Genomic DNA, 26,461 nt, shown 5'->3' with positions numbered 1-26,461 from the left:
GCCTGCCCGCGCCTTACCATGCGTCTCCCCCAAGAACCAAAGGATCGAAGCATGAACGCGAGCGCCAGCCATCCCGGCACCCTTGAACAAGCACCTGCGTGGGGCGCCGTGTGCGCGCTGGCGCTGGGCGCCTTTGCGCTGATCGCCTCCGAGTTCATGCCGGTCAGCCTGCTTACGCCGATCGCCGCGGACCTGGGCATCAGCGAAGGCCAGGCCGGCCAGGCCATCGCGATCTCGGGCGCCTTCGCGCTGGTGACCAGCCTGCTGTTCCCGGCGCTGGCCGGGCGCATCGACCGCAAGCACCTGCTGCTGGGACTGACCCTGCTGATGATCGCGTCCGGCACCCTGGTGGCGGTGGCGCCAAACTACACCGTCTTCATGGCTGGGCGAGCGCTGATCGGCGTGGCGATCGGCGGCTTCTGGTCGATGTCGGCGGCGGTCGCGATGCGGCTGGTGCCGGCGCCGCAGGTGGGACGGGCGCTGGCCATCCTCAACGGCGGCAATGCGCTGGCCACCGTGGTGGCGGCGCCGGCCGGCAGCTACCTGGGCGCCGTGATCGGCTGGCGCGGGGCCTTCTTCTGCGTGGTGCCGGTGGCGGCGCTGGCCTTTGCCTGGAAGCTGGCCAGCCTGCCCAGGCTGCCGGCCGGGCCGGAGCGCGCCTCCGCCAACCTGTTCCTGCTGCTCAAACGCCCGGCCGTGGCCTGGGGCATGGCGGCGGTGAGCCTGTTCTTCATGGGCCAGTTCACGCTGTTTACCTACCTGCGGCCCTTCCTCGAGCGCGTGACCGGGGTCGGCATTTCCACGCTCTCGCTGATGCTGCTGCTGGTCGGCGTCGCCGGTTTCATCGGCACCACCCTGGTCGGCGCCGTGCTGGCCAGGGGCCTGTACCGCACCCTGGTGGCGGTGCCGGCGCTGATGGCGGCGATCGCCGTGGCGCTGGCTGCGTTCGGCAGTTCCGTGACGGCCACCGCCATCCTGCTGGCGCTGTGGGGGCTGGTCGCCACCGCGGCGCCGGTCGGCTGGTGGATGTGGCTCTCGGCCACGATGCCCAAGGATGCGGAAGCCGGGGGCGGGCTCATGGTGGCCGTGATCCAGCTGGCGATCATGCTTGGCGCCGGCGCCGGCGGCTTCCTGTTCGACCTGGCCGGCTACCGCGCCACCTTCGGCGCCAGCGCCCTTATCCTGGCCATCGCCGCGCTGCTGGCGGTGCGCGCCAGGCACGCTACAGGCTGATGAAGCCGCGCTGGGTCGCCAGCGTCACCGCATGGGTGCGGTCGTTCGCGCCCAGCTTCACCAGGATCGCGCTCATGTGGGTCTTGACGGTGGTCTCGCCGATCGCCAGCAGGATGCCGATCTCGCGGTTGGAATTGCCGGTCGCGGCCAGGCGCAGCACGTCGAGCTCGCGCGGCGACAGCGCGTCGCCCGCATAGTGGCTGGCAAGCTCGCGCCGCAGCAGCTGCGGCATCACATGCACGCCCCGGTAGACCTCGCACACGGTATCGGCCAGCTGCCTGCCCGGCATGCTCTTGAGCAGGTAGGCCACGGCGCCCGCGTTCAGGGCCGCCGCCACGCGCGCATCGCCCCCGAAAGTGGTCAGGACGATCAGCCTGGCGTCGGCCTGCAGCGCGCGCAGCGCGCGGATGGTCTCGATGCCATCCTTGCCCGGTATCTGCAGGTCGACCAGGGTGACGTCGGGCCGGTGGCGCGCAAAGGCGGCGATGGCTTCGTCGCCGCTGCCCGCCTGCGCCACCACTTCGATGCCGCCGTGGGCCGCCAGGCAGGCGGCGATCCCCTCGCGCATCAGGGGGTGGTCGTCGGCGATCAACACGCGCACAAGGGAGGGGACAGGCTGGTTCATGGATGCGTTGGGGATCGCCAAGGGAGTGTTCAGAAATATACAACAGGGCGGCGCGCCGCGTCAGGCCGGCAGCGGCAGCACGATGCTCAGCAGCGCGCCCTGCGGCGTCGCCTCGGCGGCCTCGATGCTGCCGCCGTGCGCCTGCACGATCGCCAGGCTGATCGACAGCCCGATGCCGGTGCCGCCCGGCTTGGTCGAGACCATCGGCTCGAAGATGCGGGCGCGCTCGGCCCTGGCGATGCCGGGGCCGTTGTCGGCCACCGTGATTTCGGCCGTGCCGCGCGCGCCAGGGCGCGAAGCGAGCACGATGCGGCGCGGCCGGCCGGCGACGCCGGCCAGGGCTTCGATGGCGTTGAGCAGCAGGTTGACCACCACCTGCTGCAGCTGGGCGCGGTCGCCGTGCAGGCGGCGCGCGCCCAGCGCCAGGTCCAGTTCGACCGCCACCTGGTGGCGCTGCAGCGGGTGACCGAGCAGCTGCAGCGCTTCGCGCAGGGCTTCGTCGGGCGCGAACAGGCTGCGCTCGGCCGCGCCATGGCCGGCCAGGCGCTGCACGCTGCGCACGATCTCGCCGGCCTGGCGCCCGGCCGCCACGATCTGGTCGAGCGAGGCGATGGCGCGCCCGGTATCGGGCTGGGGACGGCGCAGCCACTTGCGGGCCGCGGCGGCATGCAGCATGACGGCCGCCAGCGGCTGGTTCACTTCGTGCGCGATCGACAAGCCCAGGTCGGCGGCCGGCGCGGCGGGCGCGGGGCACCGGTCAAGCCGCCAGGCGCGCGCCAGCCGCCGCGCGTGCTCGGCGGCGCCCCAGGCCGCGTAGCCGTTGATGGCCAGCCGGCGGTAGCCCTGCTGCGCCGTGGCGAAGCCGGCCTGGCCGGCCACGGCGGCCGCCATGTCCCAGGCCAGCGTGGCCAGCCAGTCCATGTCCTGGCCGGCCGCGTCCGCGGCGGCGGCTTCATAACCGCGCAGCGCGGCCGAGGTGTCGCCCTCGCAGTGGTGGCCGGCGGCGGTGGCCAGGCAGGCCAGGCCACCGCTGCGCGCCAGCATCAGGAGCGTAAACAGGTGATGGCACAGCAGCTCGGCCGGCGGCGTGAAAGGACCGGCCAGCGGCGCCGCCATCGCCACCGCATGGCCGGCACGCGCGGCATCGTCGGCATGGAAGGCGGCCTGCAGCTCGGTGCTCCAGCCGGCGAAGCAGGCGGGCGCGCCGCGCCGGGGCGCCGCGGGCCGCGCCAGTTCGCACAGCAGCGCGTAGCGCGCGGCAACGATGCCGGTGGCGCGGCCGCCCGGCAGCGCCGCTTCCAGCTGGCCGGCCTGTTCGGGCAGCGGCAGCCCGGCCGCCATGGCCGCACCGGCCAGCAAACGGCGCGCCTGCACGGCGCCATGGCCGGCCGCCGCTTCGTCCTGCGCCAGGCTGGCCAGGATGGCGGCCACCTGGCGCCATGGCGCGGTGCGTGGCAGCACCAGCCCGGCGTGCAGGGCGCGCACCAGCCAGGCGTGGGCGCCGCCGTCGCGCACGGCGATGTCGACCGCCACCGCGGCCACCCGCAGCGGCGCCGGCCCGCTGTCGTAGCGGTCGGCGGCAAGGATGGCCAGCAGCAGCAGCGCCAGCGCGGTGCCCGGGCGGACCCCATGCAGCAGGCCATGCTCGACTTCGGCGGCAATCGCGCCGTGGGGCGGCAGGCTGCGCTCGCTCGCCCCCTCGAGCAGCGCCAGCGCGGCGGGGGCCAGCGGCGCCGCGCAGGGCGGCAGCGACAGCAGGGTCAGGGATTCCAGCAGGCGCAGGCGCTCCCACAGCCGCTTGCAGGCCGGTTCGCCGTCCGGGACGGTGTGCTGGGTTCGCGCTGGCGCTGCATCGATGGCGATCAAGCTGGTCATGGGGGCCGTCCGGGGTACGCGCGCTGGCGGGAACCGCCCTTGCGCATTGCACCATGATTATGGACGCGCATGGCGTCCGCCCGGTCATCCGAAAGTAGGAGCGCTGCGCGCGGCTTTCGCGCTGGCGGCATATTCCGTGGTCCAGTACAGCAGGGCCAGGGCCGGCATCGCCAGCCCGGCCAGCAGGGCGGCCTCCCAGCCCCAGGTGGCGTAGGTCCAGCCGCCCAGCGCGGAACCGAGCGCGCCGCCGGCGAAGAACAGCGCGAAATACAGGCCATTCAGGCGGCTGCGCACCTCGGCGCCCAGGCTGAAGATGGCGCGCTGGCCCAGCACCAGGTTGGCGGCCACCGCCATGTCGAGGATGATCGAGGCCGCCACCAGCAGCCCAAGCGCGGCCGTCCAGGATGCCGCGGCGAACAGTGGCAGTGCAAAGCCGGCGATGCCCAGCAGCAAGGCGCCGGCGGTCGCCAGCAGGGTGTGGCCGCGGTCGGCCAGGTGGCCGGCCACGGGCGAGGCCACGGCGCCGGCCATGCCGACCAGGGCGAAAATGGCGATTCCGGTTTGCGACAGGTGAAAGCGCGGGCCGGCCAGCACCAGCGGGGCGACGGTCCAGAACAGGCTGAAGGCGCCGAACAGGGCGGCGTGGTAGGCGGCGCGGCGGCGCAGCACCGGCGTGGTGCGCAGCAAGGTCCACAGCGAGCCCATAAGGGCGGCGTAGGACACGGTGGAGGCGGGCACCCGCAGCGGCAGGCGGCGCCGCAGCACCAGCGCCAGCACCGCCATCAGCACGGCGGCGCCGCCGAACACGGCGTGCCAGCTGCTGTGGTCCGCCACCAGCGAGGCCACCGGGCGCGCCAGCATGATCCCCAGCAGCAGGCCGCTGACCACCTTGCCGACGGTACGCCCGCGCGTAGCCTCCAGCGACAGGTGGGCGGCGAATGGCACCAGCACCTGGGCCGCCACCGACCCGAGGCCAATGCCCAGCGCGGCGGCCAGGAAGGTCCAGGCGCCGCTGCTGAAGGCGGCGGCCAGCAGGGCCAGCGCGGTGAAGGCAAGGCCGCCGACCACCAGCCGGCGGTTCTCGACCAGGTCGCCCAGCGGCACGATGAACAGCAGGCCCAGGGTGTAGCCGACCTGGGTGAGGGTGACTACCAGCCCGGCGGCGGACGGCGACAGGCCGGTGGCGGCGCTGATCGGGCCCACCAGGGTCTGGGCGTAGTAGAGGTTGGCGACGATCAGGCCGGCGGCGACGGCCAGCAGCAGGACCATGCCGGGCGCGATGTCGCGCTCGATTGGGGATGGGTGATTCATGAATGGCTCCATGCGTGGGTGAACGGTGAAGCCATTCTAGGGAGGTCGGGAGCAAAGATCATTACCTGACAAGCCTCCCACACTTGTCAGGTTTCATGAACAATCAAGAGCGCAGGAACGCCAGCAGCTCGGCGTTCAGGCGCGCCTTGTGGGTCTGCGGCAGGCCATGGCCGGCGCCTTCATAGACGCTGAGCGTGCCCTGCGGCAGGATCTCGACCGCGCGCCGCGCCGTGGTGGCCAGCGGGACGATCTGGTCGTCGTCGCCGTGGATCACCAGGGTCGGGATGCTCATCTTCTTGAGGTCTTCGGTAAAATCGGTCTCGGAGAACTGCTTGATGCAGGCATAGGCGCTTTTCAGGCTGCAGCGCATGCCTTGCAGCCAGAAGGTCTGGCGCATGCCTTCCGACACCTTGGCGCCGTCGCGGTTGAAGCCGTAGAAGGGCATGGACAAGTCGAGGAAGAACTGTGCGCGGTCGGCTTTCACGCCCTCGCGGATGCCGTCGAAGGCCGCCAGCGGCACGCCGTCCGGGTTGGCAGCCGACTGCATCATCTGCGGCGTGACGGCGCCGATGAGCACCGCGCGGCTGACGCGGCCGGTGCCGTGGCGGCCGATGTAGCGCGCCACTTCGCCGCCGCCGGTCGAGTGGCCGACCAGCATGGCGCCATTCAGGTCGAGCGCCTCGATCAGGGTGGCCAGGTCGTCGGCGTAGGTGTCCATGTCGTTGCCGTGCCAGGCCTTGCTCGAGGCGCCGTGGCCGCGGCGGTCATGGGCGATCACGCGGTAGCCGTGTTCGGCCAGGAACATCATCTGGTCTTCCCAGGCGTCTCCCTGGAGCGGCCAGCCGTGGCTGAACACGACCGGCTGGCCGTGGCCCCAGTCGGTGAAATGGATGATGCTGCCGTCGCGGGCGGTGACAGTGTTGATGGTAAGGTTGGCGCTCATGGTGGTCCTTTCAGTGGATGAGTCGTGGATCAGAAGGCGAAGCAGTTGCAGCCCAGCGCGCCCCAGAAGCCGGTCACGTTAGACACCGGAACGGGCGATTTGCGCGCGCGGTCGTGGGCGTGGCCGTGCACGCCGCAGGCGCTGCGGCACTGGTGCGGCAGCGCGGCCGCGGCTTGCGGCGGCGCCGCCCGGTAGCGGCCCGGCACCTTGTTGACCGGCGACCAGTCGGGCAGCACCGGGATCGGCGGCGGGCCCAGCGCGGTGAACTCGGCCTGGCCGAACACCAGCTTGCCGCCGACGATGGTCAGGACCGATTCGATGTCCTTGATCGCTTCTTCGTCGATGCGGAAGAAGTCGGCGCTCAGTACGCTCAGGTCGGCCAGCATGCCCTCGGCAATCTGGCCCTTCTTGCCCTGGTCGTTCGAGAACCATGCGCTGCCGCTGGTCCACAACGCGATCGCCGTGTCGCGCGACAGCCGGACGCCCGCGTCGTAGAGCTTCAGGCCGCCCACGGTGCGCCCCGACACCAGCCAGTACAGCGCGGTCCACGGGTTGTAGCTGGCCACGCGGGTGGCGTCGGTGCCGGCGCCCACCGGCACGCCGGCTTCCAGCATGCGCTGGATGGGAGGCGTTTCCTTGGCCGCCTCGGCGCCGTAGCGTTCGACGAAGAATTCGCCCTGGAAAGCCATGCGGTGCTGGATCGCGATGCCGCCGCCGAGCGCGCGCACGCGGTCGATGTTCTTCGGCGTGATGGTCTCGGCATGGTCGAACAGCCAGTGCAGGCCATCGAAAGGAATGTCGCGGTCGACCTTCTCGAACACGTCCAGCATGCGCTCGATCGATTCGTTGTAGGTGGCGTGCAGGCGGAAGGGCCAGCGCTGCGTCACCAGGTGGCGCACCACTTTTTCCAGCTCGTCCTCCATGGTCTCGGGCAGGTCCGGGCGCGGCTGCAGGAAGTCCTCGAAGTCGGCCGCCGAGAACACCAGCATCTCGCCGGCGCCGTTGTGGCGGTACCAGTCGTTGCCCTGGTGGAGTTCGACGGTGTCGGTCCAGTTCTGGAAGTCGCCCAGCTCCTTGCCCTTGTTCTGGGTGAACAGGTTGTAGGCCACGCGCACCGTGAGCTGGCTTTCCCGCGCCAGTTCCTCGATGACCGAATAGTCTTCCGGGTAGTTCTGGAAGCCGCCGCCGGCGTCGATCACGCTGGTCACGCCCAGGCGGTTCAGCTCGCGCATGAACTGGCGGGTCGAGTTCACCTGCAGTTCGCGCGGCAGGGCCGGGCCCTTGGCCAGGGTGGCGTACAGGATCATCGCATTGGGGCGGGCGATCAGCATGCCGGTCGGGTTGCCGGAAGCGTCGCGCACGATCTCGCCGCCCGGGGGATTCGGCGTATCCTTGCCGTAGCCGACCGCGCGCAGGGCGGCGCGGTTGAGCAGGGCGCGGTCGTACAGGTGCAGCACGAACACCGGGGTGTCGGGCGCGGCGGCGTTGATCTCTTCGATGGTCGGCATGCGCTTTTCGGCGAACTGGAACTCATTCCAGCCGCCCACCACGCGCACCCACTGCGGGTTGGGGGTGCGCAGCGCCTGTTCCTTCAGCATGCGCAGCGCGTCGGCCAGCGAAGGCACACCTTCCCAGCGCAGCTCCAGGTTGTAGTTCAGGCCGCCGCGGATCAGGTGGATGTGCGAATCGTTCAGGCCGGGAATCGCGGTGCGGCCGTTCAGGTCGATCACCTGGCTGTCCGGCGCGCGGTGGCGCATGACCTCGTCACTGTCGCCCACGGCCAGGAACCTGCCGTCCTGGATGGCCACGGCGCTGGCCTGCGGGTTGGCACGGTCGTTGGTGTGGAAGCAGCCGTTGACGAGGATCAGCGGCGGGCTCAGGGGTGATGGCTGGGTCATGGTGGACGCTCCGGAATCAGTAAGAGTGGATCAGTCCGCGCCGCAGCGCCACGCAGGCGGCTTCCGTGCGGCAGGAGACGTTCAGCTTGGACAGGATGTTATTGACGTGGTACTTGACGGTGCCGACCCCGATGCCGGCCTCGCGTGCGATCACCTTGTTGCTCTTGCCGTCGCTCAGGAAGGCCAGGATTTCCAGTTCGCGGGGGGACAGCGCATTGCCCTGGATGCGGCCGGCGAGCTTTTTCGCCAGCTCGGGCGGCAGGTAGCGCCCGTGGGCCGCCACCTGGTGCAGGCAGTGCAGGATCTGCTCGAAGCCCGACTGTTTCGGCAGGTAGCCGCCGGCGCCGGCCACCAGGGCGCGGTGCACGTCTTCGACGCCATCCTGCGCGCTCAGGACGACGATGCGGGCCTGCGGGTCGAGCGCGCGTACCTGCCCGATGGCCTCGATGCCCCCGCCAGGCAGGCAGGGGTCGATCAGCATCAGGTCCGGCCGCAGCTGGGCGTACTGCTCGAGCGCCTGGTGGGCGTCCAGCGCCTGGCCGGCCAGGGTGAAGGCGGGTTCGGCGGCGACCAGGGCCGCCAGCCCGGCAAGGATCAGCGGATGGCCGTCGGCCACCAGCAGGGTAGCCGGGCGCGGCCCGGGAAAATGCATGTTCATGTGGGGTCTGCCTCCAGCGTCGATCCGTCGGCGCCGCAGCATGCAGCGCCGGTCATCATTGTCGGGAAGGCAGGCTTGCCGGTCTAGCTATACAAACAGATACCACGGCGCGCCCTGTCCGTTTGGGATGGGCGGCGCGGCGGCGCCCGCGTTAAGCTGGACCGTTTTCATGGAAGGAGCAGGGATGACGGGACAACAATGCGCCAGGGTGCAGGGAATCAGCCTGGGCTTCCTGGCCGGCTACGTGGACACGCTGGGCTTCCTGGCGCTGTTCGGGCTGTTTACTGCCCACGTGACCGGCAACTTCATCCTCATCGGCGCCGCGCTGGCCGACCCGGGCAGCATGCCGGTATTGCTGAAATTCCTGGCCTTCCCGGCCTTTATCGCCGGAGTCGCGGCGGCGCGCCTGCTGGTGGCCGCGTACGAGGCGCGCAAGGCCAAGGCGCTGCGCCCGGCGCTGCTGCTGGAATTGGCGCTGCTGGCCGCCTTCATGGGCGCAGGCCTGGTCGCCACGCCGGTGGCCAGCGCCGGCGAGGCGTGGGCGATGGCCTCCGGCCTGCTCGGGGCGGCCGCGATGGGCGCGCACAGCGCCACCAGCCGCCTGCTGCTGGGCCACCTGGCGCCGACCTCGATGATGACCGGGAACGTCACCCAGATGGTGATCGACGGCGTCGACTGGCTGCGCGGCGGGCGCGAGGCCGGCCTGCGCGCGCGGCTGGCGAAGTTCGCCTGGCCGCTGCTGGCCTTCGCGGCCGGCTGCGTCATCGCGGCCTTCGGCTTCCATGGCTTCGGCTTCGTGGCGCTGGTCGTGCCGCTGCTGATCCTGGTGGTGCTGATCGTCCTGGGCGAGCCGGACGTATACGTTTAGATACTGTCTGGCCGGGCCGGCGGCTTCTAAGATTCATCGTGGGAGCGGCCGCACGGGTCTCGCGTGCCGGCCGCGCAACTCCACCAACCACTATGGGTAAGCACGATGAACAATCCAAAACTCGAAGTCCTGACGCCGCATAACTCGCAGCTGATCATCATCGACCACCAGCCGCAGATGGCCTTCGGCGTGCAGTCGATCGACCGCCAGGTCCTGAAGAACAATACCGTCGCGCTGGCCAAGGCCGCCAAGGTCTTCAATATCCCGACGACCATCACCACGGTCGAGACCGAGGCCTTCTCGGGCCACACCTACCCGGAACTGCTCGATGTGTTCCCGGGCCAGGACATCCTCGAGCGCAGCTCGATGAATTTCTGGGACGACCAGAAGGTGCGCGACGCGCTGGCCCGCAACGGCAAGAAGAAGGTGATCGTGGCCGGCCTGTGGACCGAGGTGTGCAACACCACTTTCGCCCTGTGCGCCATGCTGGAAGGCGGCTACGAGATCTACATGGTGGCCGACGCCTCGGGCGGCACCTCGAAGGACGCGCACGACTACGCGATGCAGCGCATGGTGCAGGCCGGCGTGGTGCCGATGACCTGGCAGCAGGTGCTGCTGGAGTGGCAGCGCGACTGGGCTCTCCGCGATTCCTACGACGCCGTGATGGACATCGTGCGCGAGCACTCGGGCGCCTACGGCATGGGCGTGGACTACGCCTACACGATGGTGCACAAGGCGCCGCAGCGCACCAGCGGCAGCCACGAGACGCTGGCCCCAGTGCCGGCCAAGTAAGCCGGAGCGCCACGACCATGAAAGTCTATGTCGTGTCACTGGCGGCCGGCTTGCTGGTCGGCCTGATCTACGCGCTGATGCAGGTTCGCTCGCCGGCGCCGCCGGCGATCGCCCTGGTCGGTCTGCTGGGCATGCTGATCGGCGAGCAGATCGTGCCCGCCGTGAAGCGAATCGCCAGCGGCGAGCCGATCACGGCGGCCTGGCTGCGCAGCGAATGCGTGCCGAAGATCATCGGGGTGGACGCCAAGCCGGTGCTGCTGGCCCAGCAACAGGACCAGCAGGAATCCGCCCGATAGATGGACGCGCCCGCGCCGCACACCGACACCGCCCTGGCGGCGCAGGCGCTGTTCGCCGCGGCCTTCGGGCTCACCGGCGTGCGGCGCGCGGTGCTGCTGCGCCTGCACGACGGCAGCGAGCGCAGCGCGGGCAGCGGCGGCGCGGCGCCGCCGGCGCTGGTCGACGCCGCCATCGCGGCGCGCCGCCCGGTGCACGCGGCCGGCCTGGCCTGCGTACCGCTGCTGGCCCAGGACGAGCTGGCCGGCGTGCTCTACCTCGAACACCCCGCCGGCTTCTCCGCCCGCGACATCGACATCCTCGCGCTGCTGGCGGCGCAGGCCGCGATCGGCTTGCGCAGCGCCGCGCTGCGCCGGCTCGACGCCGGCCTGGCGCGGGCGCTGCGCGCCAGCACGGTGGACGAACTCACCGCCGCCATCGCGCACGACATCAACCAGCCGCTGATGGCGATTGCCTCGCACGCCGGCGCCGGCCTGCGCTGGCTCGACCGCGACCCGCCGCGCCTGGCGCAGGCCAGGCTGGCGCTCGCCACCATTGCCGAGCAAAGCAGCCGCGCCGGGCGCGTGCTGCAGTCGCTCGAGGCCGGGGCGCCGCCGCGGGCCGTACCGGTCCGGCTGCATGCGGCGCTGCGCGAGGTGCTGGCGCTGGAAGGCCCGGAGCTCGAGCGCCACGGCATCGCGCTCGAGCTCCGCCTGGGCGCGCCGTCCGCCTGGGTCAGCGCCGATCCGGTGCAGCTGGGCCAGGTGCTGCGCCACGCGCTGGCCAACGCCCTCGAGGCCCTGGGCGCAGGCGGGGAGGGCGCGCCCCGGCTGCGCGTGGCCGTGCGCGCGGTGGAGGGAGGCATGGTGGAGGCCGAGTTCACCGACAACGGCCCCGGCCCGGGCGACATCGACCCGGAGCAGATGTTCGAACCCTTCTACAGCACCCGCCCGGGCGGGGTCGGCATGGGCCTGGCGATCTGCCGCGCCATCGTCGAGCCGCTGGGCGGCAATGTCCGGGCGGTCAAGCGCCTGCCGCGCGGGTGCAGTATCATTTTCACCTTGCCTTGCCTGGCGCAGGGCGCGCAGGGCCAGGCAGCCGAAGGGGAGGCGGACCCATGGAACAATTAGTGTATGTCGTCGACGACGACGAAGCCGTGCGCGGCTCGGTGCGCAACCTGCTCGAAGCCGAGGGCTACGCGGTGCGCAGCTTTGCCTCGGGCGCCGCCTTTTTCGACGCGCTGGCGCCGGACGTGCCGGCTGAACTGGCGCGCCGCGGCGCGATGCTGCCGATCATCTTCATCACGGGTTACGGCTCGATCCCGATGACGGTGCAGGCGATGAAGGCCGGCGCCACCGAGTTCCTGACCAAGCCGGTGGCGCCGGACGAGCTGCTGCGCGCGGTCGCCGACGCGCTGGCGCTGGATCAACGGCAGCACGGGGCGCGGTGCGAGCTGGCCGAACTGCGCCGGCGCCACGACAGCCTCACGCCGCGCGAACGCGAAACCATGGAACTGGTGATCGGCGGCCTGCTGAACAAGCAGGTGGCAGATGCGCTGGGGGTGAGCGAAATCATGGCCAAGACCCACAAGCGCAAGGTGATGGAAAAGATGCACGCGCGCTCGCTGCCCGACCTGGTGCGCGGCGCCGAGCGCCTGCAGATCGAGAAAAGCCGCAGCCGCTGAGCTCGCCTGGCGGTCAGATTGTGCCGTTGTACGGACGCGCCGACACACACTTTCTTTTGATTCAAGAAGTGTATTCTCTGATAAAATTCTTTGTTGCAATGTATTTGCAATGTAGTGCTACGGACGTTCGTTGCGTTCTGAATGCCCGCGCAGCAGCGCGGCCTGCCCGATCCACCGCCTTTGACTTGTCCATGAACCTGCGTCGTCAGCCGCCCGCCGGCCCGTTGTGCCTTCCCCTGTCCCGCGTCAAGCAGGCCGTGTTCCTGCTCGCCGGCGTGCTCGCCTTGCCCGCGCAGGCCTTCGACTCCGAACCGGAAGATCTCGAAACCCTGAGTCTGGAAGCACTGGCGAACGTGCGCGTCACGTCGGTGTCGCGCCGCTCCGAAGCGGCCGCCGACGCCGCCGCATCGGTGTATGTCATCAGCGCCGAGGCCATCCGCCGCTCGGGCCTGCCGACCTTGCCCGAAGTGCTGCGCCTGGCGCCGAACCTGCAGGTGGCGCGGGTCGACGCGCGCAACTACGCGGTCACGGCGCGCGGCTTCAACAGCGCCTTCGAGAACAAGCTGCTGGTGCTGATCGACGGCCGCAGCGTCTATACCCCGCTGTTCTCGGGCGTGTTCTGGGATGCCCAGGACGTGGTGCTGGAAGATGTCGAGCGCATCGAGGTGATCAGCGGCGCCGGCGCGACCATGTGGGGCGCCAACGCCGTCAATGGCGTCATCAACATCATCACCAAGGCGGCCGGCGCGACCCAGGGCACGCAGCTGAGCGCCTCGACCCAGCGCGACCTGCACATCGGCGCGGTGCGCCACGGCGGCACCCTCGCCGGCGGCGGGCGCTACCGCGTCTACGCCAAGGCGCTGGAGCAGGACGACATCGCGCGCGAGAACGGCCTGGAAAACGTCACCGGCTACCGGCGCTCGCAGGCGGGTTTCCGCGCCGACTGGGGCCAGGGCGCCGACACCTCGACCCTGCAGGGCGACGCCTACCAGGGCGCGCTGCACCAGCAGGGCACGCGCGCCATCCGCATCGCCGGCGCCAACCTGCTGGCGCGCAAGTCGATGCGCCTGCAAGGCGGCACCGACGTATCGGCCCAGGCCTACTGGGACTTCACCGAGCGCAACCAGCCGCTGGCCTTCGTCGAGCACCTCAACACCCTCGACCTGCAGGTGCAGGCGAGCCAGGTGCTGGCCGAGCGCCACCGCCTGGTGTGGGGCGCGGGCTACCGCAAGGCCTACGACCGCATCGAGAACGGCGCCGGCTTCGGCTTCCTGCCCGGCAAACTGGATATGCACTGGGGCAATGCCTTCGTGCAGGACGAGATCGACGTGACGGACACCGTGCGCGTGATCGCCGGGGCGAAATTCGAGCACAACAACTACACCGGCATGGAATTCCTGCCGACCCTGCGCCTGGCCTGGAAGCCGTCCGGCGACAGCCTGGCCTGGGCCTCGGCCTCGCGCACGGTGCGCGCGCCTTCGCGCATCGACCGCGATTTCTACAGCCCGACCGTGCCGCGCGTGGTGAACGGCGTGCCGCAGTTCGCCATCGCCGGCGGACCGGACTTCCGTTCGGAAGTGGCCAATGTGTTCGAACTGGGCTACCGCATCCAGCCGCTGCCGGGCCTGTCGTATTCGGCCACCGCCTTCCTGAGCGACTACGAGCGCCTGCGCACGCTGGAGCCGAACCCGAACGGCCCGGGTTCCGTGTTCAGCAACCTGGCGCGCGGGCGCACCCGCGGCATCGAGATGTGGTCGACCTGGGAAGCCGCGCGCGCGCTGCGCTTGACGGCCGGCCTGGTGGTGCAGAACGTGCGCACCGAGGCCGAAGCCGGCAGCAAGGACGCCAGCGCGGCCACCGGCCTGGCCACCAGCGACCCGAGCAACTACTGGAAGCTGCAGGCCTCGTACGATATCGCGCCCGGCCACTCGTTCGACGCGCTGCTGCGCCACTACGGCAGCCTGAGCCGCCCGGAAGTGCCGGCCTACGAATCGCTCGACCTGAACTACACCTGGCGCATCAACCGCCAGGTCGACCTGTCGGTCAGCGGCCAGAACCTGCTGGACGCGGCCCACCCGGAATTCGGCGGCGGCGTCAACCGCGCGGTCTACGAACGCAGCCTTGGCCTGAAGCTGGTCTGGCGCCTGTAGCATGAGCGCCGCCAGCAACAAGTTCGTCCTCCGCCTGCTGCCGGCGCTGCTGTTCGCGCTGGCATGGCTGGCCGCGGCCGGCGCCCAGGCCCAGTTCGCGCCGACCGAAGACGCGGTGAAGGCGGCCTACCTGTCCAAGCTGCGCCACTACGTGGAATGGCCGGCGCGCGCCGCGCCCCCGGCCGAGGGACGCACCGTGATCGGCATCGTCGGCGCCGACGAGGTGGCCGACAACCTGGGCAAGCTCGCCGCGGTGCGCGACCCTGTGCGCGGCACCTTGGCGGTGCGCCGCCTGCGTCCCGGCGATGCGCTCGAGGGCGTGCACATCCTGTACATCGGCGACGCCTGGTTCACCCGCGCCGGCGCCATGCTCGACGCGGCCAGTGCGCGTTCGATCCTGGTCGTCACCGAGACCGACGGCGCGCTGGGGCGGGGCAGCGTCATCAACTTCCGCGTCGCGGAAGAACGCATCCGCTTCGATATCTCGCTCGATTCGGCCGACAAGGCCGGCCTGCGGGTCAGCTCGCAGCTGCTGTCCCTGGCGGCGACCGTCATCAAGGAAAAGCGTTAATCATGTTCAGTTCGATCCGGCGTTCCATCTCGCGCAAATTCATGGTCGCCGTCATGGCGACCACGTTTACCGCCGTCTTCGTGTCGGGCCTGGCCAACCTGGCCTACGACATCAACGATTTCCGCACCAGCGTGCTCGAAGAGCTGGGCGCGCAAGCCGACATCCTGTCCCAGGTCAGCACCGCCGCCCTCGAGTTCGAGGACCGGCCCAGCGCCGAGACCACGCTGGGCCGCCTGGGCGCGCGCCCGAACGTGCACGCGGCGGCGATCTACCGCGCCGACGGCAGCCTGTTCGTGTCGTATGCCGCGGCCGGCCAGCCGCAGGCGCTGTCGCCGCCGAGCCGCCCGAGCGCGGCCGGCCACATCATCGACGGCGACAAGCTGCACATCTTCCGCCCCATCCTGCGCGCCGGCGAAAAGGTCGGCACCATCTACCTGCGCTCGGCCTATCCGCTCGACGAACGCATCGAGCGCGGTCTCAAGATGTTCGCGGCGGCGCTGGCGGTGAGCCTGGTGGTGGCGGCGCTGGCGGCCGGCTGGCTGCAGCGCGCCGTCACGATGCCGGTGAAAGCCATGACGCGCGCGGTGCGCGAGCTGGTCAAGCAGCGCGATTTCTCCCAGCGCGTGAGCAAGACCACCGAGGATGAAACCGGCATGCTGGTCGACGCCTTCAATTCGATGCTCTCGGAGATCGGCCGCCATGCGGCGCGCCTGGAACAAAGCAATGCCTCGCTCACCCACGAGATCGCGCAGCGCGCCCGCATCGAGCAGGCCCTGAACGAACTCAATGCCTCGCTCGAGCAGCGCATCGCGGCCCGTTCGCTGGAACTGGAAAAGGCCAACGAACAGCTGCACCAGTCGCAGAAGATGGAAGCGATCGGCCAGCTCACCGGCGGCGTCGCCCACGACTTCAACAATGTGCTGCAGGTCGTCGGCGGCAACCTGCAATTGCTCGGCATGACCCTGCCCGACGACGCGGCCGCGCAACGCCGCCTCGAAACCGCCCGCTTCGCCACCGAGCGCGGCGCCAAGCTGGCCTCGCAGCTGCTGTCCTTCGCGCGGCGCCAGCCGCTGCAGCCGACCCCGACCGACCTGGGACGGGTGCTGCGCGACATGGACGACATGCTGCGCCGCGCGCTGGGCGAGAGCGTGGAAGTGGAATCGGCGGTCAGCGGCGGCCTGTGGAACACCATGGTCGACCCGAACCAGCTCGAGAACGTGATCCTGAACCTGGCCATCAACGCGCGCGACGCCATGCAGGGTAGCGGCAAGCTGACCCTGGAACTGGGCAATGCGATGCTGGACGACCATTACGCGGCGCGCGAGCCGGAAGTGGTGGCGGGCCAGTACGTGATGCTGGCCATTTCCGACACCGGCTGCGGCATGCCGCCGGAAGTCGTGGCGCGCGCCTTCGAACCCTTCTTCACCACCAAGCGCGAAGGCGAGGGCACGGGCCTGGGCCTGTCGATGGCTTTCGGCTTCGTCAAGCAAAGCAGCGGCCACATCAAGATCTACAGCGAACCCGACTCCGGCACCACCATCAAGATCTACCTGCCGCGTTCGCACCAGGCCGAAGAGCAGCAGTTCAACATGGGCGTGGGCGAGGTGGTCGGCGGCAGCGAAACGGTGCTGGTGGTCGAGGACGACCTGGCGGTGCAGGGCACCGCGGTCGACATGCTGACCCAGCTCGGCTACCGCGTGCTGCGCGCCGACAATGGCGACGCCGCCGTCGCCATCCTGCACGAGCAGCCGCGCATCGACATGCTGTTTACCGACGTGGTCATGCCGGGCAAGGTGCGCAGCCCGGAGCTGGCGCGCATCGCCAGGACTGTGCATCCGTCGATCGCGGTGCTGTACACCTCGGGCTACACCCGCAACGCGATCGTGCACGGCGGCCGCCTCGACCCGGGCGTCGAGCTGATCAGCAAGCCCTACCGCGCCGACGACCTGGCGCGCAAGATCCGGCACGTGTTTGCCAACGCCCGCCAGGTCGAGCAGCTGCGCCACGACCGCGCCCAGCCCGCGCCGCCCGCCAGCCACACCGGCGACGGTCTGCGCCTGCTGGTGGTCGAGGACGATCCGGACAACCGCCTGCTGCTGCAGGAACTGCTTGGCATGCTCGGGCACCGGGTGACCGCCGTGGCCAGCGGCGAAGACGGCCTGGCGGCCTTCCAGCCGGGGCAGTTCGACGCGCTGGTGACCGACATCCAGCTGCCCGGCATCTCGGGCATCGTGCTGGCCGAAACGCTGCGCAAGATGGAGCCGGGGCTGAAGGTCGTGGTCGCCTCGGGCGCGGGGCAGGCGCCGGTTGCCGCCAGCGGCAAGCCCTACCTGAGCCTGGCCAAGCCCTACCAGGTCGAGCAGATGGACGCCCTGCTGCGCGGGGCGCTCGAGCGGGGAGCGGCGGCCACGGCGTGAAGTCAAGCTGAAAGTGAAAGCTGTCGCAATTGGCGACACAGTGTTGGCGTACGGGACACGAACATTTTGTGTTAGCAATTGAATATCTGTTAAAGTTGACGCTGGCCGGCAGCCATGCCGGTTCACCTGACTTTGATGGATGTGTATGCCAGCTGCCCCACTGCCTCCCGACGAACTCGCCCGCCTGTCGGTGCTCGACGACCTCCACCTGCTCGACACGCCGTCCGAACCCGTGTTCGACCGCGTCACGCGCCTGGCCTGCCGCCTGCTCGACGTGCCGATGGCGCTGTTCTCGCTGGTCGATGCCGACCGCCAGTGGTTCAAGTCGCGGGTCGGGCTCGACGCGGAGGAAACCCCGCGCGAGTATGCCTTCTGCGCCCACGCGATCGGCATGAGCACGCCGCTGGTGGTGAACGACGCCCTGCTCGACGCGCGCTTCAGCGACAACCCGCTGGTCAACGGCCCGCCGAATATCCGTTTCTATGCCGGGGTCCCGATCCGCACCAGCGCCGGGCTGGCGATCGGCACCCTGTGCGCGCTCGATACCCGGCCGCGCGTGCTGACCGAGGACGAGGCCCAGGTGCTGGGTGACCTGGCCGCGATCCTGACCAAGGAAGTGCACTACCGCGAACGCATCGGCGTGGCGCGCGACCACCTGCAGCGCTCGACCGAGGTGCTGGGCGCGAGCGAGGCCCGGTTCCGCACGATCTTCGAGATCGCCAGCATCGGCATCGCCCTGGTGGCGCCGGACGGCGGCTGGATCAGCGTCAACAAGGCCTTGTGCGACATCGTCGGCTATACCGAGGACGAGCTATGGGGCCGCACCTTCCAGCAGATCACCCACCCCGACGATGTCGGCGCCGACGTCGGATTGCTGCAGTCGATGGGACGCGGCGAGATCGACGAGTACCAGCTGGAAAAGAGATATATCCGGAAAGATGGCGCGGCCGTCTGGATCAACCTGAACGTCTCGCCCAAGCGCGATGCCGCCGGTGCGGTCGAATACTATGTCACGGTGGTCAAGGACATCGACGCCCAGAAGCGCGCGCAGCAGGAAATCGCGGCGCTCAATGCGGGGCTCGAACGGCGGGTCGACGAACGCACCGCCGAACTGCAGCAAGCCGCCGAACGCCAGCGCATGGCCGAGCAGGAACTGCGGGTGCGCGAAGCGGAACTGCGCAGCGTGATCGAGAACGCCAACGACGCCTACATCAGCCTGGACGAGGCCGGGGCCATTACCGCCTGGAACCGGCAAGCCGAGGAAACCTTCGGCTGGAGCCGCGCCGAGGCGCTGGGGCAGATGCTGGAAGAATTGATCATCCCGCTGGAATACCGCGAGCGCCACCGCGATGGCATGCAACGCTTCCTCTCGACCGGGGTGGCCAGGGCGGTCGACCAGCGCCTGGAACTGCCGGCCCTGCGCCGCGACGGCACCGGGCTCACGGTCGAGGTGCGCATCCGCGCCCTCGACATCAACGGCCGCACCATGTTCAGCGCCTTCCTGCACGACATCACCGACCGCAAGCAGGAACAGGCGCAGCGCGAATACGAAAGCCGTCATGACGTGCTCACCGGCCTGCTGAACCGGCGCGCGCTGCAGGAGTCGGTCCCGCTGGCCCAGGCCCGCGCCAGCCGCAACGGCAAGACCGTCGGCATGCTGTTCATCGACCTCGACGGCTTCAAGGCGGTCAACGATTCGCAGGGCCACGAGGCCGGCGACATCCTGCTGGGCGTGATCGCCGAGCGTTTGCGCGCCGGGGTGCGCAAGACCGACAGCGTCTACCGCCTGGCCGGCGACGAATTCACCGTGCTGCTGGAAGACATGGCCGATACCTTCGACGACGCCCACACGGTGGCCGAGAAGCTGATCGCCAGCATTTCCGAACCGGTCGAGCTGCCGGGCCGCGCGGTGCGCGTGCGCGCCAGCATCGGCATCGCGCTGGATGCGGCCAGCCAGGGCCGGCCGGCGGAAGAGCTGCTCAAGGAAGCCGACCAATACATGTACCGGGCCAAGAAGGCCGGGCGCGGCAGGGTGTGTTCGGCCAAGTATCCCTGCTAGCGACCATCCGGCGGCTTGTCAACCGCGCGCCGCGAGACCGTCGCCCCGGCCCAGGCCGGGGGCAGGTCTGCCGCGTCACCTCAGCCGCAGGTCGTTCCACCCCAGCGGCTGCGCAATGAACACGGTATCGCACACAGTGGTCGGATAGGCGAAGTCGAACGCCACCTTGCCATTGCTGTCCACCCCGAGCAGGCGCGCCTCGGTGCGCGACAGCGCCACCGAATACGCCACCAGGTATGTCCCCGGCGTGCCTTCATACACGCTCGAGCAGATGTCCGAATACAGCCGCGTACGGCTGTGGTCGGGCTCGTGCTCATAGGTCCAGACCTCGCGCGCGGTACCGGCTTTTTCATCGATCGCATAGCGTGAAGGCGTGCTGTAGGTGAGGGTGGCGCCACGCGGCGCCCATGGCGGCTGGGTGAGGCTGCCCAGGCCATTATTGAACAGCAGCAGCTGGCCGTCCGGCGTGACCGACAGCGAGTGCTGGCCGATCGGCGCCTTGCCTTCGACCAGCTTGAGGGCGAGCGCGCGCAGCGAGGGGAAATTGACGTACCAGTGTTTCAGCGGGTCACCGAATAGCCAGCGGATGGCGCCGCTGTCGTAGTCGAGCTTGACCACGAAGTTCTCGCGGCTGGAGACGAGCAGCGAATTGTCGGCCGCGTTGTAGATCGCCGAGTTCATGTGGAACCAATCTGCGCCTTCGCGCACGAAGCCGGCCGGATCGTCGCCCCTTGCGCGCATATGCTCGCTGAAGATCCGGCCCAGGTCCCATTCCTTGAGCACCGCGCCGTTGGTGTCGATCGCGGCAAGGGTGGACTCGACGCGCGCCACGCCGCCCTCGATCGCATCGAACTCGGCCAGGATGCCGGTCTTGCCCGGCGCCAGGTCATGGTGGAAGTTGGTGTAGCGGCTGACGCCAACCGGCACGCTGGTGAAGGCGCCGCTGACGTCCATCCGGTGCAGCACGCGCTCGGTTTGGCTGCCGATGTAGAACATGCCGTCGCTGAACAGCGACGAGAACGAATCCGGCAGCACGGCGCCGGTCCAGCGCATGTGGCCGTCGGTATCGACGACCACCGGCGAACTCAGGCCGTTCTTGATCATCATGAAGTCGAACCCGGGTACGCGCTCCGGGCCCCGGGCCATCCTGATGGAGGGCGAGGCGTACAGCTGCGCCGGTCCGCTGTAGCCGCCGGTTTCCACCGAGGCGCGGAAATCATGCCTGGAACCGTCGCGGAAGCTGGCGCTGAGCGCCACCGAATTGAGATAGTTGGCATACAGGCCGAACACCGGCAGCTCGAGCCGTTGGCGCAGCGCATGCGCCACCGATGAGCGCAATCGTCGCGGAGAAAATGCACACAAGATGCTTGACCTTCCCATCGTGGGAAGGAATATTCTTCGGGTATGGAAAAAGGACGACACGTGGAGCAAGCGACACACCCCGGCGGCGCGACCGTGCTGGACATCGGCGGCATGACCTGCGCGTCCTGCGTGGCGCGGGTCGAGAAGGCGCTGCAGAAGGTACCCGGCGTGACCGGGGCGGCGGTCAACCTGGCGACCGAAAGGGCCACAGTGCACGGGGCTGCAACGCGCGATGCGCTGGTCGCGGCGGTGCGCGCGGCCGGCTACGAGGCCTCCACGCAGGCCGCGGCGCCGGAGGCTGCGGCGCAGGGCGCCGCGCTGCCCCCATGGTGGCCGGTGGCTGCGGCGGCGGCGCTGAGCTTCCCGCTGGCCGCGCCGATGCTGGCCCAATTGTTTGGCGTGCACTGGATGCTGCCCGGCTGGCTGCAGCTGGCGCTGGCCACGCCGGTGCAGTTCTGGCTGGGCGCGCGCTTCTACCGCGCCGGCTGGAAGGCGCTGCGCGCCGGCAGCGGCAACATGGACCTGCTGGTCGCCATCGGCACCAGCGCCGCCTACGGCCTGTCGCTGTACCTGCTGCTGCGCCCCGGGCACCACGGCGCGCCCCACCTGTACTTCGAATCCTCCAGCATCGTCATCACGCTGGTCCTGCTCGGCAAGTGGCTGGAGAGCCGCGCCAAGCGCCAGGCGCTGGCCGCCATCGGCGCGCTGGAGGCGCTGCGCAGCAATGAAGCGCTGGTGCGGCGCGACGGCGCCGACGTGGTCGTGGCGCTGGCCGCGCTGCGGGTGGGCGACCTGGTGGTGGTGCGGCCCGGAGAGCGGGTGCCGGCCGACGGCGTGGTGCAGGAGGGCAGCAGCCACCTCGACGAATCCCTGCTGACCGGCGAAAGCCTGCCGGTGGCCAAAGGCCCGGGCGAGCGCGTGGCCGGCGGGGCAGTGAACGCCGACGGCCTGCTGCTGGTGCGCGCCACGGCGATCGGCGCCGACAGCATGCTGGCGCGGATCATCCGCATGGTCGAGGAGGCGCAGGGCGCCAAGGCCCCGATCCAGCGCCTGGTCGACCGCGTCAGCGCGGTGTTCGTGCCGGTGGTGCTGCTGGTTTCGCTCGTGACGCTGCTGGGCTGGGGCCTGGCGAGCGGCGACTGGCAGGCGGCCCTGCTCAATGCGGTGGCGGTGCAGGTGATCGCCTGTCCCTGCGCGCTGGGCCTGGCCACGCCGGCCTCGATCATGGTGGGCACCGGCGCCGCCGCGCGCCACGGCATCCTGGTCAAGGATGCGGAAGCGCTGGAAGCCGCGCACGCGATCGGGGTGGCGGTATTCGACAAGACCGGCACCCTGACCGAGGGCCGGCCGCAGCTGGTGGCGCTGGAGGGCGCCGACACGGCGCGCCTGCTGCAGCTGGCGGCGGCCGTGCAGCAGGCCAGCACCCATCCGCTGGCGCAGGCGGTGCTGGGCGCGGCCGGCGCGCGCGGCTTGCCGCTGCTGCCCGCGCAGGACGCGCGCGCGCTGCCGGGCCGCGGGGTGCAGGCGGTGGTGGAGGGCGTCACGATCCTGCTCGGCAACGCACGCCTGATGCAGGAAGAGGGCGCCAGCATGGACGCCTTGGGACCGCAGGCGGCGGCGCACGAAGCCGGCGGGCGCACCGTGTCCTGGCTGGCGCTGCGCGGCGCCGGCGGCGTGCAGGTGGCCGGGCTGCTGGCCTTCGGCGACGCCCTCAAGCCTGGCGCCGCGGCCGCCGTGGCGCGGCTGGCGGCGATGGGCATCGAGTCCGTGATGCTCACCGGCGACAGCGAAGGCGCGGCCCGCGCCGTGGCCGCGCAGGCCGGGATCGCGCGCTACCATGCCGGCGTGCTGCCGGGCGAGAAGGCGCAGCTGGTGCGCGCCTTGAAAGCGTCCGGGCGCCGGGTGGCGATGGTCGGCGACGGCATCAACGATGCGCCGGCGCTGGCCGCGGCCGATGTCGGCATCGCCATGGCCAGCGGCACCGACGTCGCCATGCAGACGGCCGGCATCACGCTGATGCGGGGCGACCCGGGGCTGGTGGCCGACGCGGTGGCGGTGTCGCAGCGCACCTATGCCAAAATACGCCAGAACCTCGGCTGGGCCTTCGTCTACAACGTGGTCGGCATTCCGCTGGCCGCCTTCGGCATGCTCGACCCGGTGCTGGCCGGCGCCGCGATGGCGCTCAGTTCGGTGAGCGTGGTGGCCAATGCGCTGCTGCTGCGCGGCTGGCAGCCGGCCCCTTCTTCTTCAAGCAACAGGGCGCAAGCGCCCGTCCAACCAGGAGCACACACGATGGGAACCCATGAATTGACGGTCGAAGGCATGAGCTGCGGGCACTGCGCGGGTCGCGTGACCGCATCGGTGCAGGGCGTCGACCCGGCGGCGCAGGTGCGGGTCGACCTGGCGACCAAGCGCGTGCAGGTCGACAGCGGCGCGCAACTCGACAGTATCGTGGCGGCGATCGACGCGGCCGGCTATCCGGTGTCGGCCCGTTCGTAACATGACAAAAAAATAAGGTGCTGATTTAACGCAAGTGAGCTATATTTTATGTGCAGGACGTAAATACACAACTACACCGCAGCACGGCTGATCTGGCCTGCATTCCATTGGGATGACCTATGCGACACGGTGTTCTGGCAGAACCGGCAGACCTGGCGAAACACCCTCCCTCCGGGGCGCAGCTGCGCAGCGTCCTGGTCGTGCTCGGGGTCCTGGCGGGGCTGTTCGCGCTGCTCGCGCCGCTGGCGCGCACACCGCTGCCGGCGGCGCCCGAATTCGTGCCGATGTACCAGTCCATGCTCATCGGCAGCAACCTGCTGACCGGCATCCTGCTGCTGGGCCACGTGCAGACCAGCCGCTCCTGGTCGCTCGGCATCCTCACCCTGGGCTACCTGTTTACCGCGCTGATCGCGCTGGCCCACATGCTGACCTACCCGGGCCTGTTCTCGGCCCACGGCGTGCTGGGCGGGAACAACCAGACCACGCCCTGGCTGTTCATCGTCTGGCACGCGCTGTTCCCGCTGTTCGTGATCGGCTACGCGCGCAGCTACCGGCGCCCACTGCCGGCCCATTTCATCCGCGTGGGCGCCTTGCTCACCTGCCTGTTCGTGGCGGCCCTGGTGCTGGCCTGCACCAGCGGCGCGCCCTATCTGCCGGCGCTGGTGCGCGACTACCGCTTCCTGCCGGTTTACCGCTGGATCAGCGCGATCGTCCTGGCGCTCTCGCTGTACGCCCTGTGGACCACGGCGCACAAGCGCCCGCGCGCGGTGCTCGACGTCTGGCTGACGATCGCCATGTCGGCCTGGATCTTCGAGGTGATGCTGTCCTGCCTGCTCAATACCGGACGCTACGACCTGGGTTTCTACGCGGGGCGGCTCTACGGCCTGGCGGCCTCGCTGTTCGTGCTAGGCGCTGTCGCGATCGACAATATCGCGCTGCATGCGCGCCTGCGCGACACCTTCGAAGAGATGATCGAGACGCGCGCCCGCGCCCAGTGGCAAAGCCTGCTCGGCTCGGTGCTGCGCCAGCTGCCCGACGGCGTCCTGATCGTCGACCGCGACGGCCGCTGCATGATGGCGAACGACCAGGCCGAGCGGATCGCCGAACGCTTCGAGCCGGCCGGCATGGCCGGGATGGCCGGTCCGGCCACGATGCTGTCGCTGATCGGGGAGCCGGTGCGGCGCGCGATCGCGGGCCGGCCTTTCCGCGATGCGCTGCTCGAGAGCGCGAGTCCCGAGGGACGGCGCGTATACACCGTCAGCGGCGCGCCGCTGCGCGACGCGGCGGCCGAACTGGCGGCGGCGGTGATCGTGCTGGACGATATCACCGAGCGCACCGAGGCCAGCGCCGCGCTGGCGCGTGCCCTCGACCAGACCCGCTACCTGATCGAGAACACCCCGCTGGCGGTGATCGAATGGGACGCCGACTTCGTGATCCGCCTGTGGAACTGGCGCGCCGAGGAGCTGTTCGGCTGGAGCGCGCGCGATGCGATCGGCCAGCGCATCGACGCGCTGCCGGTGATCCATGAGGACGATGCCGGCATCGTGGCGATGACGATGGGGCGCCTGATCGATTCAGCCACCAAGTACGTCAAGTCGACCAACCGCAACCGCACGCGCGACGGCCGCACCCTGACCTGCGAGTGGTACAACTCGGTGCTCTACAAGGAGCACGGCGAGATCGACAAGGTATTTTCGCTGGTGCTCGACGTGAGCGAACGCGAAGAGGCGATGGAGGGGCTCAAGGAAGCCGACCGCCGCAAGGACGTCTACATCGCCACCCTGGCGCACGAGCTGCGCAACCCGCTGGCGCCGATCGCCAACGCCGCCTCGCTCCTGCGCGGCAAGGCGCTGCCGCAGGAGCGGATCGAATGGATCGCCGCGATGGTCGGCCGCCAGACCGCGCAGATGGCGCGCCTGCTCGACGACCTGCTGGACGTGACGCGCATCAGCCGCGGCAAGATCGAACTACATCGGGCGCCGCTGGAACTGGGGCGCCTGGTGCGCGACACCCTGCAGACCAGCATGCCCCTGATCGAAGCCGGGCGGCACACGGTGGCGCTGGAGCTGTGCGACGAGCCGGTGTGGGTCGAAGCCGACGCGCTGCGCCTGACCCAGGTGCTGGCCAACCTGATCAACAACGCCGCCAAGTACACGCCGCCGGAAGGGCGCATCGAGATCACGCTCAAGGAACGCGACAGCGAGGCCGCGCTGTGGGTGCGCGACAACGGCATCGGCATCGAACCGGACATGCTGGCGCGGGTGTTCGATCCCTTCGTGCAGGTGAGCAGCGCCAGCCACCTGGCCCAGGGCGGCCTGGGCATCGGCCTGTCGCTGGCGAAGGGACTGGTGGAGCTGCACGAGGGCCGGCTGGACGCCCACAGCGACGGGCCCGGCCACGGCTCGGCCTTTTGCGTGCGCCTGCCTGCGATCGCTGCGCCAGAGGCGGCCGAAGGCGTCGCGCCGCAAGCCGGCAGCACGGCCGCCCTGGGCAAGACCATCCTGGTCGCCGACGACAACGTCGACGCCGCCGAATCGCTGGCCTGGCTGCTGCGCTCCGAGGGCGCCACGGTGGAAGTGGCCCACGACGGGGCCGCCGCCCTGCGCCTGTTCAACGAACGCCCCACCGACATCGCCGTGCTGGACCTGGGCATGCCCGAGATGGACGGGCTGGAACTGGCCGCCATCCTGTCGCGCCGCAGCCCGCGGCCCTTCCTGGTCGCGGTCACGGGCCGCGGCCGGCAAGAGGACCACGCCGCCTCGCTGGCGGCGGGGTTCGACGCGCATCTGACCAAGCCGGTGGCGCCGCAGCAGTTGATTGAGTTGTTGAGGGGGGTGTAGTGTCGGTGTTGGTGTGTTCGCCCGCGCCGAGTTGACACTTGCAATGCGCGCTAACCCCTAAGACCGTCATTCCCGCGCAGGCGCACTGCTGTCCGGAATAATTCTGTTGACCTCTTCATCAGAATAGGCACCCCTGATTTTTGGCGTGCGTCTGCCATTCTCGTCGCCTTCGGACAGCAGCGGCTTCCGCGTCAGGACGTTGGAAAAGGGTGGCGCTGATCAGGCAGAGAAAGTCCCACAGCGAGTTGGTGGCTTGCCTTGAATGGTGCAGCAGAGCCACGAGCAAGTAAGTGATCAGGGCAGTCAGGATCTGGATTCTGACTGCATTTTCCGAGCGGCCCAGGAACGACTTGATCTTCAAATGCTGTTTGATCCACTTAAAGAACAGTTCGATGCCCCAGCG

Annotated in this window: 19 protein-coding genes and 1 pseudogene; 12 read left to right on the top strand and 8 right to left on the bottom strand. The window is 69.8% G+C overall.

Annotated elements, in window-relative coordinates; genetic code table 11:
• Positions 1-51 precede the first annotated feature (51 nt).
• Positions 52-1,233, top strand: a complete 1,182-nt coding sequence (locus BM031_RS02000) for an MFS transporter (RefSeq protein ID WP_091870446.1) — start codon at positions 52-54, stop codon at positions 1,231-1,233.
• Here the strand turns inward: BM031_RS02000 and BM031_RS01995 are convergent.
• The 6 genes from BM031_RS01995 to BM031_RS01970 form a co-directional block, all read right to left on the bottom strand.
• The gene (locus BM031_RS01995) at positions 1,223-1,858 is read right to left on the bottom strand and encodes a response regulator transcription factor (RefSeq protein ID WP_091870444.1); all 636 of its coding nucleotides are present in this window, start codon (positions 1,856-1,858) and stop codon (positions 1,223-1,225) included. The genes BM031_RS02000 and BM031_RS01995 overlap by 11 nt on opposite strands.
• 60 nt (positions 1,859-1,918) lie before the next feature.
• Positions 1,919-3,733 carry an ATP-binding protein gene (locus BM031_RS01990; protein WP_091870441.1) on the bottom strand — a complete coding sequence of 605 codons (1,815 nt, stop codon included), beginning with the start codon at positions 3,731-3,733 and terminating at the stop codon, positions 1,919-1,921.
• Between the two features lie 84 nt (positions 3,734-3,817).
• Positions 3,818-5,044, bottom strand: a complete 1,227-nt coding sequence (locus BM031_RS01985; protein WP_091870439.1) for an MFS transporter — start codon at positions 5,042-5,044, stop codon at positions 3,818-3,820.
• Positions 5,045-5,147: 103 nt separating this feature from the next.
• Positions 5,148-5,987, bottom strand: a complete 840-nt coding sequence (locus BM031_RS01980) for an alpha/beta fold hydrolase (RefSeq protein WP_218147552.1) — start codon at positions 5,985-5,987, stop codon at positions 5,148-5,150.
• Between the two features lie 29 nt (positions 5,988-6,016).
• Entirely contained in the window at positions 6,017-7,885 is a 1,869-nt protein-coding gene (locus BM031_RS01975) for an amidohydrolase (RefSeq protein WP_177207624.1), read from the bottom strand.
• A gap of 16 nt (positions 7,886-7,901) precedes the next feature.
• The gene (locus BM031_RS01970; RefSeq protein WP_229408407.1) at positions 7,902-8,543 is read right to left on the bottom strand and encodes a LuxR C-terminal-related transcriptional regulator; all 642 of its coding nucleotides are present in this window, start codon (positions 8,541-8,543) and stop codon (positions 7,902-7,904) included.
• A gap of 184 nt (positions 8,544-8,727) precedes the next feature.
• On the opposite strand from BM031_RS01970, the gene BM031_RS01965 reads away from it, so the two are divergent.
• The 9 genes from BM031_RS01965 (at position 8,728) to BM031_RS01925 (ending at position 19,357) form a co-directional block, all read left to right on the top strand.
• A complete protein-coding gene (locus BM031_RS01965; RefSeq protein ID WP_091870436.1) occupies positions 8,728-9,411 on the top strand; it encodes a YoaK family protein in 684 nt (227 codons plus the stop codon).
• Positions 9,412-9,516: 105 nt separating this feature from the next.
• Complete coding sequence (locus tag BM031_RS01960) at positions 9,517-10,203, top strand: hydrolase (RefSeq protein ID WP_091870434.1); 687 nt, start codon at positions 9,517-9,519, stop codon at positions 10,201-10,203.
• 17 nt (positions 10,204-10,220) lie between these two features.
• Positions 10,221-10,499: a XapX domain-containing protein gene (locus tag BM031_RS01955; protein ID WP_091870431.1), complete on the top strand. Its 279-nt coding sequence runs from the start codon at positions 10,221-10,223 to the stop codon at positions 10,497-10,499.
• Positions 10,500-11,606 carry a sensor histidine kinase gene (locus BM031_RS01950; protein WP_091870428.1) on the top strand — a complete coding sequence of 369 codons (1,107 nt, stop codon included), beginning with the start codon at positions 10,500-10,502 and terminating at the stop codon, positions 11,604-11,606. It abuts the gene before it with no gap.
• A complete protein-coding gene (locus tag BM031_RS01945) occupies positions 11,594-12,160 on the top strand; it encodes a response regulator transcription factor (protein WP_091870426.1) in 567 nt (188 codons plus the stop codon). The genes BM031_RS01950 and BM031_RS01945 overlap by 13 nt, the downstream gene beginning before the upstream one ends.
• Before the next feature lie 191 nt (positions 12,161-12,351).
• The gene (locus tag BM031_RS01940; protein WP_177207623.1) at positions 12,352-14,310 is read left to right on the top strand and encodes a TOL_0244 family TonB-dependent receptor; all 1,959 of its coding nucleotides are present in this window, start codon (positions 12,352-12,354) and stop codon (positions 14,308-14,310) included.
• A 1-nt stretch (position 14,311) separates the two neighbouring features.
• A complete protein-coding gene (locus BM031_RS01935; RefSeq protein WP_091870420.1) occupies positions 14,312-14,881 on the top strand; it encodes a TOL_0243 family YfiR-like periplasmic protein in 570 nt (189 codons plus the stop codon).
• 2 nt (positions 14,882-14,883) lie between these two features.
• On the top strand, positions 14,884-17,298 hold the full coding sequence (locus BM031_RS01930; RefSeq protein ID WP_091870418.1) for a sensor histidine kinase, YfiR-like protein-associated: 2,415 nt from the start codon (positions 14,884-14,886) through the stop codon (positions 17,296-17,298).
• A gap of 145 nt (positions 17,299-17,443) precedes the next feature.
• The gene (locus BM031_RS01925) at positions 17,444-19,357 is read left to right on the top strand and encodes a PAS domain S-box protein (protein ID WP_091870415.1); all 1,914 of its coding nucleotides are present in this window, start codon (positions 17,444-17,446) and stop codon (positions 19,355-19,357) included.
• A gap of 75 nt (positions 19,358-19,432) precedes the next feature.
• Here BM031_RS01925 and BM031_RS01920 read toward each other — a convergent pair whose 3' ends face one another.
• A complete protein-coding gene (locus BM031_RS01920; protein ID WP_218147551.1) occupies positions 19,433-20,695 on the bottom strand; it encodes an aryl-sulfate sulfotransferase in 1,263 nt (420 codons plus the stop codon).
• Positions 20,696-20,830: 135 nt separating this feature from the next.
• Between BM031_RS01920 and BM031_RS01915 the strand changes: the two genes are divergently transcribed.
• Both BM031_RS01915 and BM031_RS01910 read left to right on the top strand, forming a co-directional pair.
• The gene (locus BM031_RS01915; RefSeq protein ID WP_229408496.1) at positions 20,831-23,218 is read left to right on the top strand and encodes a heavy metal translocating P-type ATPase; all 2,388 of its coding nucleotides are present in this window, start codon (positions 20,831-20,833) and stop codon (positions 23,216-23,218) included.
• Between the two features lie 119 nt (positions 23,219-23,337).
• Entirely contained in the window at positions 23,338-26,058 is a 2,721-nt protein-coding gene (locus tag BM031_RS01910) for an ATP-binding protein (protein ID WP_091870406.1), read from the top strand.
• Positions 26,059-26,331: 273 nt separating this feature from the next.
• Here BM031_RS01910 and BM031_RS01905 read toward each other — a convergent pair.
• A pseudogene (locus tag BM031_RS01905) lies at positions 26,332-26,461 on the bottom strand (transposase); the annotation flags it as partial.

This window comes from Massilia yuzhufengensis (assembly GCF_900112225.1).
Taxonomy (GTDB): domain Bacteria; phylum Pseudomonadota; class Gammaproteobacteria; order Burkholderiales; family Burkholderiaceae_D; genus Telluria; species Telluria yuzhufengensis.
The sequence above is the reverse complement of the archived record's forward strand: the minus strand, read 5'-3'. Positions and strand labels throughout refer to the sequence as shown.